The 13198-nt window shown below is 61.2% G+C and carries 10 protein-coding genes; 8 read left to right on the top strand and 2 right to left on the bottom strand.

Going from position 1 to position 13198, the window contains the following annotated elements; all coding sequences use genetic code 11:
* The 8 genes from eutA (at window position 1) to AC1DLT_RS02685 (ending at window position 8860) form a co-directional block, all read left to right on the top strand.
* Window positions 1-777 (top strand): ectoine utilization protein EutA, encoded by a 777-nt coding sequence (gene eutA, locus AC1DLT_RS02720; protein WP_477485804.1) that lies wholly within the window; start codon window positions 1-3, stop codon window positions 775-777.
* A 4-nt stretch (window positions 778-781) separates the two neighbouring features.
* Complete coding sequence (gene eutB / locus AC1DLT_RS02715; protein WP_477485803.1) at window positions 782-1783, top strand: hydroxyectoine utilization dehydratase EutB; 1002 nt, start codon at window positions 782-784, stop codon at window positions 1781-1783.
* The gene (gene eutC, locus AC1DLT_RS02710; RefSeq protein WP_477485802.1) at window positions 1780-2772 is read left to right on the top strand and encodes an ectoine utilization protein EutC; all 993 of its coding nucleotides are present in this window, start codon (window positions 1780-1782) and stop codon (window positions 2770-2772) included. The genes eutB and eutC overlap by 4 nt, the downstream gene beginning before the upstream one ends.
* A 33-nt stretch (window positions 2773-2805) precedes the next feature.
* Window positions 2806-3987, top strand: coding sequence for an ectoine hydrolase DoeA (gene doeA / locus AC1DLT_RS02705; RefSeq protein WP_477485801.1), 1182 nt, complete (start codon window positions 2806-2808; stop codon window positions 3985-3987).
* A 7-nt stretch (window positions 3988-3994) separates the two neighbouring features.
* The gene (gene doeB, locus AC1DLT_RS02700) at window positions 3995-5002 is read left to right on the top strand and encodes a N(2)-acetyl-L-2,4-diaminobutanoate deacetylase DoeB (RefSeq protein WP_477485800.1); all 1008 of its coding nucleotides are present in this window, start codon (window positions 3995-3997) and stop codon (window positions 5000-5002) included.
* A 484-nt stretch (window positions 5003-5486) separates the two neighbouring features.
* Window positions 5487-6968 (top strand): lipopolysaccharide biosynthesis protein, encoded by a 1482-nt coding sequence (locus tag AC1DLT_RS02695; protein ID WP_247035803.1) that lies wholly within the window; start codon window positions 5487-5489, stop codon window positions 6966-6968.
* 40 nt (window positions 6969-7008) lie between these two features.
* A complete protein-coding gene (locus AC1DLT_RS02690; protein ID WP_477485799.1) occupies window positions 7009-8007 on the top strand; it encodes a polysaccharide pyruvyl transferase family protein in 999 nt (332 codons plus the stop codon).
* A 31-nt stretch (window positions 8008-8038) separates the two neighbouring features.
* On the top strand, window positions 8039-8860 hold the full coding sequence (locus AC1DLT_RS02685) for a galactosyl transferase (RefSeq protein WP_477485798.1): 822 nt from the start codon (window positions 8039-8041) through the stop codon (window positions 8858-8860).
* A gap of 36 nt (window positions 8861-8896) precedes the next feature.
* On the opposite strand, the gene AC1DLT_RS02680 is transcribed toward AC1DLT_RS02685, so the two are convergent.
* Together AC1DLT_RS02680 and AC1DLT_RS02675 are read right to left on the bottom strand one after the other, a co-directional pair.
* A complete protein-coding gene (locus AC1DLT_RS02680) occupies window positions 8897-11254 on the bottom strand; it encodes an autotransporter family protein (protein ID WP_477485797.1) in 2358 nt (785 codons plus the stop codon).
* A gap of 714 nt (window positions 11255-11968) precedes the next feature.
* Window positions 11969-13009, bottom strand: a complete 1041-nt coding sequence (locus tag AC1DLT_RS02675; RefSeq protein ID WP_477485796.1) for an SMP-30/gluconolactonase/LRE family protein — start codon at window positions 13007-13009, stop codon at window positions 11969-11971.
* Between the last annotated feature and the right edge of the window lie 189 nt (window positions 13010-13198).

Genomic DNA, 13198 nt, shown 5'->3' with positions numbered 1-13198 from the left:
ATGACTTCCGTTGAGATAAGCCTCGCCGGCCGAAAGCCGCGACTGGACGATCGCCCGCTTCAGAAACGCATCGGTCTGGTGATCCTGGCCACCGACCATACGACGGAGGTCGACTTCCAGCGCATGGTCGCGAGCGACCGCATCGGCGTTTATGTCAACCGCATCCCGTATGCCAATCCGACGACGCCTGAAAATCTCCTCAGGATGCAGCCGGTGCTGACCGAGGGCGCCTCGTTGATCTTGCCGGGCGAGACGCTGGATGCGGTCATGTATTCCTGCACGTCCGCCTCCGTGGTCATCGGCGATGCCCGCATCGAGGAGGCGATCCGCGCCGCCAAACCCGGCGTTCGCGTGGTGACGCCGACGGCTGCGGCCGTAAAAGGCCTGCGGACTATCGGTGCAAGCCAAATTTCGATCCTGACGCCCTATACCGTGGAGACGAGCCGGCCGATGGCCGATTATTTCGCCGGCCTCGGCTTCACGATCGACAGGTTTACCTGCCTGGGTTTCGACGACGACCGCGAAATGGCGCGCATTGCACCGGACGAGATCGTTTCGCTCGCCCGCGATGCAATCGCACCGGTTTCGCAGGCGCTTTTCATCTCCTGCACCGCGGTCCGGGCTGCACAAGTCGCGGCCCGTATCGAAGCCGAGATTGGCAGGCCTGTCGTCAGCAGCAACCTTGCCACCAGCTGGGCCTGCCTGCGGCTTTGCGGGGAAATGGCATCGCGTCCTGAACTGGGCACGCTGATGACCAAGCCCTATCCGGAAGGCTGAGACCATGAGCGGGAAGACCTTGCCGGTTCAACTTGACGATATCCGCGCCGCTGCAGTCCGCATCGATGGCCGCGTGTGCCGGACGCCGATGGCGGCATCGGTCGTCCTGAGCGAGCGGACGGGCGTACCGGTCCATCTGAAGCTCGAACACCATCAGACCACCGGCAGCTTCAAGCTGCGCGGTGCGACGAACGCCATCCTTTCGCTGACGCGCGAGGAGCGGACGCGCGGTGTGGTGGCGGCCTCCACAGGCAATCATGGGCGGGCGCTCGCCTTTGCGGCGAGAGCGGAAGGTGCCGTCGCAACCATCTGCATGTCGTCGCTCGTCCCGGAAAACAAAGTCGCGGAAATCCGCCGCCTCGGTGCGCGCGTGCGCATCATCGGACATTCGCAGGACGAAGCGCAGGAAGAGGTCGACAGGCTGGTGGCAGAAGAGGGGCTGGTCATGGTGCCGCCTTTCGATCATCCGGCCATCGTGGCGGGGCAAGGTACTCTCGGTCTTGAGATCGTCGAACAAGTTCCGGAGATCGGGACGGTTCTCGTGCCGCTGTCCGGCGGCGGGCTTGCCGCCGGCATCGCAGCCGCGGTGAAGGGACTGAGGCCGCAGGCGCGGGTCATCGGCCTGACGATGGAGCGCGGCGCGGCAATGAAGGCGAGCCTGGATGCGGGCAGGCCGGTTTTGGTCGAGGAAGTGCCGAGCCTTGCGGATTCGCTCGGGGGCGGCATCGGGCTTGATAACCGCGTGACCTTTGCGATGTGCCGGGATCTTCTCGACGATGTCGTTCTGCTTTCCGAAGCGGAAATTGCCGCCGGTATCGCACATGCCTATTCGCTCGAGCGCGAGGTGGTCGAAGGCGCCGCCGCTGTCGGCATCGGGGCGCTGCTTGCCGGAAAAGTCAAATGCCTTGGGCCCATCGTCGCACTCCTTTCCGGCCGCAATATCGACATGGAGCAGCACCGGCGGGTGATCAACGGTGACGCCATCCATGGAAAGGACGCCGCATGAGCCGGATCGTCATTCTCACCGAAAAGGATCTGCGCAAGCTTGTTCCGCTCGACGGCGAAGCAGTCGGCTGCGTCGAGGACGCTTTCCATGCGCTCGCCACCAAGCCGGTCGCCATGCCGCCGATCCTGCGCCTCGATATTCCCGAACATCGTGGGGAAGTGGATGTGAAGACGGCCTATGTGCCGGGTCTCGAAGGTTTCGCCATCAAGATCAGCCCCGGCTTCTTCGACAATCCGAAGATCGGCCTGCCGAGCACGAACGGCATGATGGTCCTGCTGTCCAGCCGCACGGGTCTCGTGCAGGCGCTGTTGCTCGACAACGGGTATCTGACTGATGTCCGGACGGCTGCGGCGGGCGCAGTTGCGGCAAAACATCTTTCGCGTCCGGACTCGGCCGTTGCGGCGATTTTTGGCGCAGGCATGCAGGCGCGGTTGCAACTGGAGGCTTTGGCGCTGGTCCGGCCGATTCGTGAGGCGCACATCTGGGCGCGCGACCTCGGGAAAGCCAAAACCGTTGCCGCGGAATTGACGGCCAGGCTTGGGATCACAGTAAGGGCCGAGGCCGATCCTGAGATCGCCGTCGCCGGTGCCGATATCGTTGTCACGACGACCCCATCTGAAATCCCGATCCTGAAGGCGGAATGGCTCCAGCCCGGCCAGCATGTGACCGCCATGGGTTCGGATGCCGAACACAAGAACGAGATCGACCCGGCAGCCATCGCCAAGGTCGATGTCTACGTCGCCGACAGCCTGAAACAGACGCGCCGGCTCGGGGAACTGCATCATGCCGTCAAGGCCGGGCTCATTTCACCGGATGCCGAATTTTCCGAGCTTGGGCAAGTCATCGCCGGCATCCGCCCCGGACGCGAAAACGCAGGACAGATCACACTCGCCGACCTCACCGGGACCGGCATCCAGGATACCGCCATCGCCACGCTCGCCTTCGCGCGGGCAGATGCCGCCGGCGCGGGCACCGCATTCGAAAGCTGAGCTGGCCTTGCGCCGGATAAGAAGGGAAGAAACATGACCCAGCCCAATCTCAAATTCTCGCGTGGGGAATATGCCGCGCGGCTGGAAAAGACCCGGCATGCCATGGATGCGAAGGGGGTCGACCTCCTGATCGTCAGCGATCCATCAAACATGGCCTGGCTGACGGGTTATGACGGCTGGTCGTTTTATGTGCATCAGGCCGTCATCGTGCCGCCGTCCGGCGAACCGGTCTGGTTCGGCCGCGGCCAGGACGCCAACGGTGCCAAGCTGACTTCCTATCTCAGCCAGGAAAATATCGTCGGCTATCCCGATCATTACGTGCAGTCGACCGAGCGACACCCGATGGATTATCTCTCCGGTATCCTGACGGATCGCGGCTTCGGCACGCTGACGATCGGCGTCGAGATGGACAATTACTGGTTCTCCGCGGCCGCCTTCGCTTCGCTGCAGAAACATCTGCCGAACGCCCGTTTCGTGGATGCGACCGCGCTGGTGAACTGGCAGCGTGCGGTGAAAAGCGAAACCGAGATCAAATATATGCGCAACGCCGCGCGGATCGTCGAGGCAATGCATGCCCGTATCTTCGACAAGATCGAGGTCGGCATGCGCAAATGCGATCTGGTCGCCGAAATCTACGACGCAGGCACCCGCGGCGTCGACGGCATCGGCGGCGACTATCCGGCGATCGTGCCGCTCTTGCCGTCAGGTGTCGAAGCCTCCGCGCCGCACCTGACCTGGGACGACCGGCCGATGAAGAGGGGCGAGGGCACCTTCTTCGAGATCGCGGGCTGCTATAACCGCTATCACGTGCCGCTGTCGCGCACGGTCTTCCTCGGTAAGCCGACGCAGGCCTTCCTCGACGCGGAAAAGGCGACGCTAGAGGGCATGGAGGCCGGCCTTGCGGTGGCCAAGCCCGGCAATACCTGCGAGGACATCGCCAATGCCTTCTTCGTCGTGCTCAAGAAATACGGGATCGTCAAGGACAACCGCACCGGCTACCCGATCGGCCTGTCCTATCCGCCGGACTGGGGCGAGCGCACCATGAGCCTGCGCCCCGGCGACCGCACCGAGCTGAAGCCTGGCATGACCTTCCATTTCATGACCGGCCTCTGGCTCGAGGACATGGGGTTCGAGACAACCGAGAGTATCCTCATTACCGATACCGGGGTCGAATGCTTCGCCAACGTACCGCGCAAGCTGATGGTCAAGGATTGAGACTGCGATGAGCGAGAACGCCTTGCGACCGTCGCCGATCAGCTCGACGGTGGACTTCGACGCCGATGGCGTGCAGCACGGTTTCCTGCGGCTGCCCTATAGCCGCGACGATTCCGCCTGGGGATCGGTGATGATCCCGCTTACGGTTATCCGCAACGGCAAAGGGCCCGTGGCGCTCCTGACCGGCGGCAATCACGGCGACGAATACGAAGGGCCGATTGCGCTCTTCGATCTGGCCCGCAGCCTCAAACCGGAGGATGTCAGCGGCACGGTGATCATCGTTCCGGCGATGAACTACCCGGCATTCCTGGCCGGAACGCGAACGTCGCCGATCGACAAGGGCAACCTGAACCGCAGCTTTCCCGGTCGCCCGGACGGCACGGTAACGCAGAAGATCGCCGATTATTTCCAGCGAGATTTGCTGCCCCGCGCCGACGTCGTCCTCGACTTTCACTCCGGCGGCAGGACACTCGATTTCCTGCCCTTCTGTGCTGCCCATATCCTGCCCGACAAGGAACAGGAGGCCCGCGCCTTCGAGCTGGTCAAGGCGTTTTCGGCGCCCTATTCGATGAAGATGCTCGAGATCGACGCGGTCGGCATGTACGACACGGCCGCCGAGGAGATGGGCAAGGTCTTCATCACCACGGAGCTTGGCGGCGGCGGCACGGCGACGGCGAAAAGCGCAGGGATCGCCAAGCGCGGCGTCATCAACGTGCTGCGCCGTGCGGGCATCGTCGCGGGCAGCGCCGATGTCACGCCGACGACCTGGCTCGACATGCCGGACGGCAATTGCTTTTCCTTCGCCGAGGAAGACGGACTGATCGAGCCCGTCTTCGATCTTGGAGAGGAGGTTGGCGAAGGCGCCATTGTGGCCCGCATCTACCCAACCGGACGGACCGGTGCAGATCCCCGTGAAATCCGCGCGAAGATGGGCGGCATCCTGTGCGCCCGGCATTTTCCGGGATTGGTCAAGGCCGGCGACTGTGTGGTCGTCATCGCCGTCGTCGTCAGCTGACGGAATCGAAAACTGTCTTTTCTGCTCCGCCGCTTCGTTATGAAGGCGGCGGAGCGAATATATCCTGAGCTTGGATTCAAAGCCCGGATGCGCACAAATCGCAGGTGATGCCGCCTTGGATGGCGGCCGTGCGCGCAGGTTCTTTCGCACTTGCGAAGGGCACCACAAAACCAACATCATTTCCCGCCAACTAGATCGTCAGCGGTCTTAAGCCTGGCAATGGGCTTCCGGATCGCGCCGTTGAACGAGGTAAACGACAAGGGAAAAATTGCATGGAGAACTCGATGACCGAAGTATCCAGCAGATAGCCCGCCCTTCGAATGCGGCAAGGAGATCTCACGCATCATGTGCGCGAAACCCGCGCTTGCGGCAAGACGGCACAGCCTTCTCGCGGCTTGAAAAGGGGCCGAAACTCCACGAAAAAGGGTAGCTATGGAATGATGTCGCTCACATACGATCGGTATTTGTTGCGAAGAGGTCGGCCATGAGCATTGCTGATCGCCTGGTAACGGGAAGTCTCTGGGTCTCCCTCTCGAGGATCATCGTCAACGGGTTGTCGACCCTCAGCACCATCGTCCTGGCATGGTATCTCTTGCCGTCGGATTTCGGCTTGGTTGCGCTTGCGACGACGATGCTCGCCATCGTGACGACGATAACCGAGCTTTCCTTGAACGAGGCGCTCATCCGCCACGAGGCTCCCGGGGAATCCCATTTCAGCGCCGCATGGACACTGGCTGCAACGCGCGGTCTGATATTGTGCGTCCTATTCGCCGCCTTCGCCTATCCGGCTTCCCTCATCTACGACGAACCGCGCCTTTTCGGCGTCCTTCTTGTTTTGAGCCTTAGCCTCCTCATAAACGGGTTCGCCAATCCGCGACGGATCATGCTCCAGCGGGAGCTGATTTTCTGGCAGGAATTCGTGCTGAACGTTGCCCAGAAGATTGCCGGATTTGTGGCGACCGTCGCCATCGCCGTCATCTATCAGACCTATTGGGCGCTTGTGGTCGGCACGCTGGTGATGCAGGTCACCAACGTTGTGGCATCCTATTTTATCCTGCCGTTCCGCCCCCGGGTCACCTTTTCCCATATGCGCGAATTCTTTTCGTTCTCGATCTGGATTACCGCCGGGCAGATCGTCAACACCCTCAATTGGCGTTTCGATTACCTGCTGATCGGCAAGCTGCTGACGGGTTCGGCCCTTGGATATTATTCGCTTGGCGGGCAGCTCGCGATGACGCCCACGCGCGAAGCGACGGCGCCTCTGACCGCCACCATCTACCCCGCTTTTGCCAATGTCCGCCATGATCCTGCCCGTCTCGCCGCAGCCTATCAGCGAACGCAGGCCTTGCTGACGGCGGTCGCGTTACCCGCCGGCATAGGGATGGCGGTCATCGCAGATCCCCTGGTCAGGCTGGTGCTTGGTGAAAAATGGCTTCCGGTGATTTTCATCATTCAGGCGCTGGCCTCTGTTTATGCGCTGCAGACACTGGGATCTCTCAATCAGCCTCTCGGCATGGCGCTGGGGCAAACCCGGAACCTGTTCATCCGCGACGCGCAGATGCTTCTTGTCCGGATCCCGGTGATCACGATCGGCCTGGTGTTCTGGGGGCTTCCGGGACTGATCTTCAGCCGGGTGCTCACCGGCCTCTTCAGCGCGTTTGTGAACATGGTGATCGTGAAGCGCTTCATAAATGTCTCGGTCACCGCCCAGCTATGGGCAAATTTCAGAGCGCTTGCCAGCTCGGCGGTCATGGCTGCCGGCGTGTCGCTCGCTGATCGCTACATGGGAATTGAGACCACGCATACCGGACTTGTTCTACAACTTGCCGCCCTTATTTGCCTTGGAGGCGTTCTCTATTGCGGTTCCAGCCTCTTTCTCTGGCTGGTTATGGATCGTCCAAATGGTCCGGAGACTGAAGTCAGAAAGATCGCTTCCAAGGTGTTGTCCAAAGTCAGTCACGCCTGATCGCGGGACTTGTTGTTCTAACTTTTGAAAGAGAGGCATAATGTCACCCGTTCAGCAATCCGAACTGATCACCAAGCTTCAGGACAGGACCCACGATTGCCTTAAAGAGTTCATCCGCCCTGATGAACCGATAGCGATACTGGACTTTCCCGACATCAGGAATTGCGGAGATTCCGCGATCTGGCTGGGAGAAATGGCCTATTTGCAGCAGCGCTACACAAAGCGGCCTTCCTACGTCTGCACGACCGACGATTTCTCACCGGATGAGCTCAAAAGCTCTGCCCCGAACGGTCCGATCTTCATCCATGGGGGCGGCAATTTCGGTGATATATGGGTGTTTCATCAGGATTTCCGGGAGCGCGTGATGGAGCTGTTTCCCGATCGCCAGATCGTCCAGTTTCCGCAGTCGATTCACTACAAGTCTCCGGAGCGGCTGGAGCAAAGCAAGCGCGCGATCGGCAAGCACAAGAACTTCGCGCTGCTGGTGCGCGACGAGGAATCGTTTCAGTTCGCCAAGGAAAATTTTGATTGCCAGGTCTATCTGTGCCCGGACATGGCCTTCTGCATCGGCAGCATAGAGCCCGCCGCGCCGGAATTTCCCGTGCTCGCGATGCTCCGCCAGGACAAGGAGCAGGTCGGAACCGTCGACTTTTCCGCCTATCCGGACATCCCCAAGGAGGATTGGATTACCGAGAGCCGGTCGAAGGTGCGCGTTGCGAAAGCGCTTGGAGCAGCCTCGGCATTGCTGCATTTCACCCCTTCCGAAATGCGGCTGCGCAAGCTGGACGCCGCGGCCAACAACCGCTTCCAGCGCGGCATACGGCAGATTTCCCGTGGCGGGGCCATCGTGACCGACCGCCTGCATGTGCATATCTGCTCGCTTCTCATCGGCCGCCGCCATGCGGTGCTCGACAACAATTACGGGAAAATCCGCCGATTCATGAATGCCTTTTCGGGAGGTACCGATCTTTCCTACAAGGCGACGTCGCTCGACGATGGCATCAGATGGGCAAGAGAACAGGCAGGTGTCGCGGCATGATCGCGCCTGAGATCAACGACCGGAGGCTGTCATGAGTGTTATCACCTTCATCATTCCCGTCAGGCACCAGGACAACGCACGTGACTGGAGCATCCTGAAGCGAAATCTGACGCAGACCGTGGCATCCATCGCCAACCAGACCAATCCTGACTGGCGGGGCGTGATCGTCGCCAACAGGGGCGCCGATCTTCCGGTCCTGCCGGACAAGTTCTCGGTGGCATGGGTGGACTTTCCGCCGAACGACATCCACGAGCGCGGCGATGCTACGGAAGAGGATTTTCTCGATTCATTCCGCGCCGACAAAGGCCGCCGCGTGCTTGCGGGCATGCTCACGGCCCGCGATTGTCGCTTCTTCATGATCGTCGACGACGACGATTTCGTCAGCGCCCGAATTACCGAATACGCCGCCCGGCACCAGAACGAGAACGGCTGGACGATCGACAAGGGCTATATCTGGGACGACGGCGGCAGCATTCTGCTGTGCCGCGACCAGTTCAACCACTATTGCGGAACCTCGCTGATCATCCGCTCGGACCTCTACGGACTGCCATCCAAGGCGGAAGACGTTTCACTGCAATGGGTCAAGGACATGCTTGGCAGCCATGTCCGCATAGAATCGGTTTTGGCCGAACGCGGAACGCCCTTGAATGCCCTGCCATTCCGAGGTGCAGTTTATCGTGTCGGCCACAAGGGATCACACAGCAAGGCGCCCAGCCTGATCCATATGTATTTCCTGAACAGGAACGTTCTCAGGCAACCTGTCCGGATTCTCAAAAATTTGACGAAGCTGCGACCGCTGTCGGCGGGGTACAGAAAAGAGTTTTTTGGGCTTTCCGCCGGAAAGACGGAGTAGATATCGCGGCGTCCCGGTCGACAGGCACCGGTCTCGCTACCACTTCATGCTGAACCCGACCTTCGCACCGATGGTGTTGCTGTCGCCGAAGTTCTTGAGGCTGGTGCGGGCGAAGGCTTCCCCGTGGACTGCATATCGATCGTTGGACCAGCTGAGCGAGCCGCCCAAGCTGAGGCCGCCCCAGAGCGGCTGGTTTTCGCTGGCGACGCTGATCCCGGAGACATCGACATTCGAGCCGTCGAGAAAGTCGTAATAGAGATTGGCGATGCCGTAGACCTTCGCGCGGCTGATCTGTCCGGTGGCGTCCTTCCAGTCGCTGTCGTAGTCGGCCGAGATGCCGAGGCGGCCGGTCAGGCTGTCGGCATCGTCCAGCGAGACCACGGCGCCATAGGCGTCGGTAAAACGGTCGAAGCGCACGGAGGAATAGGCCAGTTGCGCCTGCGGTGTCAGCGACCACTGGCGCGTCAGGGCGATCTTTTGTCCGGCTTCGACGCTGAGGCCATAACCGAAGCCGTCATTGCCGCTGGCAAGCGTGGCGTTAAGGGTCGAGGATTTGAGATTGCTGTCGTACCAGGTCAAAGCAGCCTGGGTATCGACGTAGAAGCCGCTATTGCCGTACCAGGTCAAGGTGCCGTCGAAACCATAGCCCGTTGTATCGATATTGCCTTTGCCGAAGCGCGAGGAGACGTCCGCCGAGGCCGTATCGAAGTGAAAACTGACGCCGCCGATCAGTGCGCCGGCGCCGCTTTCATGCAGCATTCCGTCGATGCCCGCCTGCATCGTCCAGGTGTCCACATCGTATTCGGTGCCGGTGGTCGAGGTTTTCGGATTGAAATGCGCATGCGTGCCGTCGATGCGGGTCCAGATCGCCTTGGCAGGATCGTTCTCCGCTTGTCCCTCGTCGATCGCCCGCCCGCTGGTGCGCTGGCGCAGCGTGCCGAATTCGTTGAGCGTCTGCAGCACGCCGGCATAGCTCTCGTAGAGCGGAACGCTCGGCGCATAGACCATCCCGATCGCGGCGCCTGCAGGGTTGAGCAGGGCCGAACGGAGATACCAGTCGCCGTCGGCAGGCGTGCTGACCCCGCCCTGGTAGAGCCGATAGGCATAGGCTCCGCCGACCACGGCCTGATCGCCCTCGAACACATAGTTGCCGAGCAGCGAAAAAGTGCCCGCCGACGTGCCCCCGACATCGACGATCTTGATGCCCTCGACGGTCTGCGCGCCGCCGCCGCCGAGATTGGCGACCGTGACGTTGGTCGTGCCTGCGGTATTGCCTGTCACCACGAGCCGGTCGGTCGGCGAGGCGTCGCCGCCGAGCACGGTTTCGATCGCGAGTGTTCCGCCTGTGCCGGTATAGTTGCCGGCGATCGTCAGCGTGCCGATCGAATTGCCAGGCGCCACCACGCCGGCATTGGTCACATCGCCGAAGATCGTGCCGGTGCCGCCGAGAATGCCGGCCCCGGATGTCGCGACCGGACTGGTGATCGAGCCGTTGACAGCAAGCCTGCCGCCGCTCACCGTCGTCGCGCCGGTATAGGTGTTGACGCCCGAAAGCGTCTGGCTGCCGCCGGTGACGGTCAGACCGCCCGTGCCGCCGATGACGCCGGCGAAAGTGTCGTTGGCATTGGTGATCGTCAGGGTTTGAGCGCCGAGCAGCACGGAGCCCCCGCCGGCGAGGCTGCGGATCGCCGGAGCCGCGGCTGCCGAAACGTTGAAGGTGCCGTCGGCGACGACCCGGCTGGAATTGGCGACGGCGCCGGTGCCGGATAGCGTGAGGCTGCTGCCGAAATCGATCTGCGTCTCGCCCGAGTAAATGCTGTTTGCCTGCAGGTTGAAAATGCCGCCGGCGCCGGTGACGGTCAGTCCGCCGACGCCGCTGAAGCCGGACCCCGCGTCGGTTCCCACGGCAAAGCCGGCAGTATTGATCGTCAGCCCGCCGGCGAGCAGGTTGAGCTCGGTGCCGGTAAAGGCGTTGATGAAAGTGGCGTTGGCGGCCGTGGCGCGCAGAATGCCATTGTCGAAATTGGCCTGGCTCACGCCGAGGCCGCCCCGAAGGGATAGCGTCTGTAGCGTGCCGCCGCTGCTGATGTTGAGGGTGCCCGAGGAGAGAGTGGGGCCGCCGCCACCGCCAAGAACGGTATTTGACCCTGTCGTAACTTGCCCGCCATTCTCAATATTGAGTGTCCCAGTACCGGAAAAGCCGACATAAAAAGTTGCGATTGGTACGTTCCACTGCGATCCAGAGCCGGTTACGGTGACAGTCCCAGTGCTTCCGACTACAATCGCAAGCCGGGAGCTGCCCGTGCTGGTCAGACGGCTGCCGTTTTGAATCGTGAGCGCGCCAGACGCACCTACGGCTGCGCCCACGCTTATGGCGCCCACCGGGACGACCATGGGCCCGCCGACGCCGAGAACTGCGTCCGGCCGACTTGCGCCGACCGCGCCAATGTTGACAGTTTGACCGGGGATGGGAGCGATTCCACCCGACCAGTTGCTTGCATCCGTCCAGTCCGTGCTTGTCGCTCCGGTCCAAGAAGCGACCTGAGCCGAGGCCGGCGTTGCGAGGCATCCCAGAAGCAGCGCCGTCCCGCAGACGCCCGAAAGCAGCGCCGGTTTCCTGGTTCCGTGAAACCCACAGCCAGTCCGCATAACGTAACCCCTAAAATGCACTCAGAAATTGATTTCGGATAATTTGATCAAGATTCGTATCTGCTTGATAAGAAAAGACAAATGTTAAGAAAGTATTACTGACCCCTCAAAAAAGGGGGTCCTAAAGGAAGGCCGGCGCGTGGCGCCTGGTGCCGCAAGGCGCCCAGCTTGATCCAAATGTATTTCCTGAACAGGAACGTTCTGAAGCGGCCTGTCCGGATTCTCAAGAATCTGACGAAGCTCCGACCGCTGTCGGCGGGGTATATGAAAGAGTTTTTCGGGCTTTCCGCTGGAAAAACGGAGTAGATATCGCGGCGTCCGGCCTAAGCTCGGGATCCGCTGACGAGCGCAGCAAGGCTACGGCGCGGCGATGCGGATTGCTGGGGAAAGCGTGGCGCATCGACGGCCACGAAAGCGGCCGGACCTGACGGCCGGCCGCTTCGGATTTCGTCGCGGTGATTAAACGGCGCCGCGGGTTTCCACGTAGATCGCGTAGACCGAGTGGCTGCTCGCCATATAGAGGCGGTTCTTCTTCGGGCCGCCGAAGACAAGGTTCGGGCAGCGCTCGGGAAGCTTGATGAAGCCGATCGCCTTGCCGGTCGGGTTGAATATCTTGACGCCGTTCAGATCCTCGGGCCGGGCGCCTGCAGCGCCGTTCGACCCCCAGCCGCACCAGAGATTGCCATCGACGTCGATCTTGAAGCCATCCAGACCGCCGTTGTCGTCGGCTGTCACCAATGCCGTCTTGTTCGACAGCTTCACGCCGTCTGCGCCGACATCGTAGCTCCAGATTATGCGGAATGGCGATGCGCGGCCTTCAACAATGTAGAGCTTCTTTTCATCCGGCGAAAATGCGAGGCCGTTCGGCCCTTTCAGTTCGTCGGTGACGAGGCCAAGCTTGCCGTCCGGCGATATGCGATAGACAGAGTGCGGTAGCTCCGCTGTTGCCTTGTCTCCTTCCCACTCGCCGGCAATGCCGAAGGGCGGATCAGTGAACCAGATGGAGCCGTCCGATTTGCAGACGATATCGTTCGGGGAGTTGAGCTTCTTGCCGTTGTAGTTGTCCGCGAGCACGGTGATCGATCCGTCATATTCGGTGCGGGTGACCCGGCGCGTCAGATGTTCGCAGGAAAGCAGCCGGCCCTGGCGGTCGCGGGCGTGGCCGTTGGCATAGTTGGAGTTGGCGTTGTAGACGCTCCAGCTCTCATTGGCTTCGTCATAGCGCATGACCCGATTGTTCGGAATGTCGCTGACAAGCAGATAGCGGCCATCGCCGAACCAGACCGGACCTTCCAGCCATCGAGCGCCGGTGGCGACCTGTTCGAGCGAGCTGCTGGCGATGCGATATTTCGCAAAGCTCGGATCGAGGATTTGGATAGCCGGATCGGGGTAGATCGGGTTCGGCGTAAAGCCGATCGCTTGCGCAGATGCCATTTTCGGGAAGGTGGTTGCCAGGGCGGCCGCTGAAAGCGTCATGATGTTGCGGCGTGAAAAATTCACGTTGAAGTCCTTTGATTATGGATAGTTGATTTCATATCAATTTGCCGGGTTTGACGGGGGAACCGAGACGATGGTCCGCCTCCAATTAAAAGCAGTCCATTGTGCGTCGCAACAAACAAGATTGCCTTCTGCAGCCTTTGGTTAAGCAGTGGTGAAAACCACCTGAAAGTCCGAATGTGCCTTTGATGC

The organism is Neorhizobium sp. 05N33, from assembly GCF_056397445.1.
Note: the sequence above shows the minus strand (reverse complement) of the source record. Positions and strands in the feature narration are given on the sequence as shown.

Excerpts from the sequence above, each read along its gene's own strand:
- eutA (WP_477485804.1), top strand. The coding sequence starts at position 1 with ATGACTTCCGTTGAGATAAGCCTCGCCGGCCGAAAGCCGCGACTGGAC.
- eutB (WP_477485803.1), top strand. The coding sequence starts at position 782 with ATGAGCGGGAAGACCTTGCCGGTTCAACTTGACGATATCCGCGCCGCT.
- eutC (WP_477485802.1), top strand. The coding sequence starts at position 1,780 with ATGAGCCGGATCGTCATTCTCACCGAAAAGGATCTGCGCAAGCTTGTT.
- doeA (WP_477485801.1), top strand. The coding sequence starts at position 2,806 with ATGACCCAGCCCAATCTCAAATTCTCGCGTGGGGAATATGCCGCGCGG.
- doeB (WP_477485800.1), top strand. The coding sequence starts at position 3,995 with ATGAGCGAGAACGCCTTGCGACCGTCGCCGATCAGCTCGACGGTGGAC.
- AC1DLT_RS02695 (WP_247035803.1), top strand. The coding sequence starts at position 5,487 with ATGAGCATTGCTGATCGCCTGGTAACGGGAAGTCTCTGGGTCTCCCTC.
- AC1DLT_RS02690 (WP_477485799.1), top strand. The coding sequence starts at position 7,009 with ATGTCACCCGTTCAGCAATCCGAACTGATCACCAAGCTTCAGGACAGG.
- AC1DLT_RS02685 (WP_477485798.1), top strand. The coding sequence starts at position 8,039 with ATGAGTGTTATCACCTTCATCATTCCCGTCAGGCACCAGGACAACGCA.
- AC1DLT_RS02680 (WP_477485797.1), bottom strand. The coding sequence starts at position 11,254 with ATGGTCGTCCCGGTGGGCGCCATAAGCGTGGGCGCAGCCGTAGGTGCG.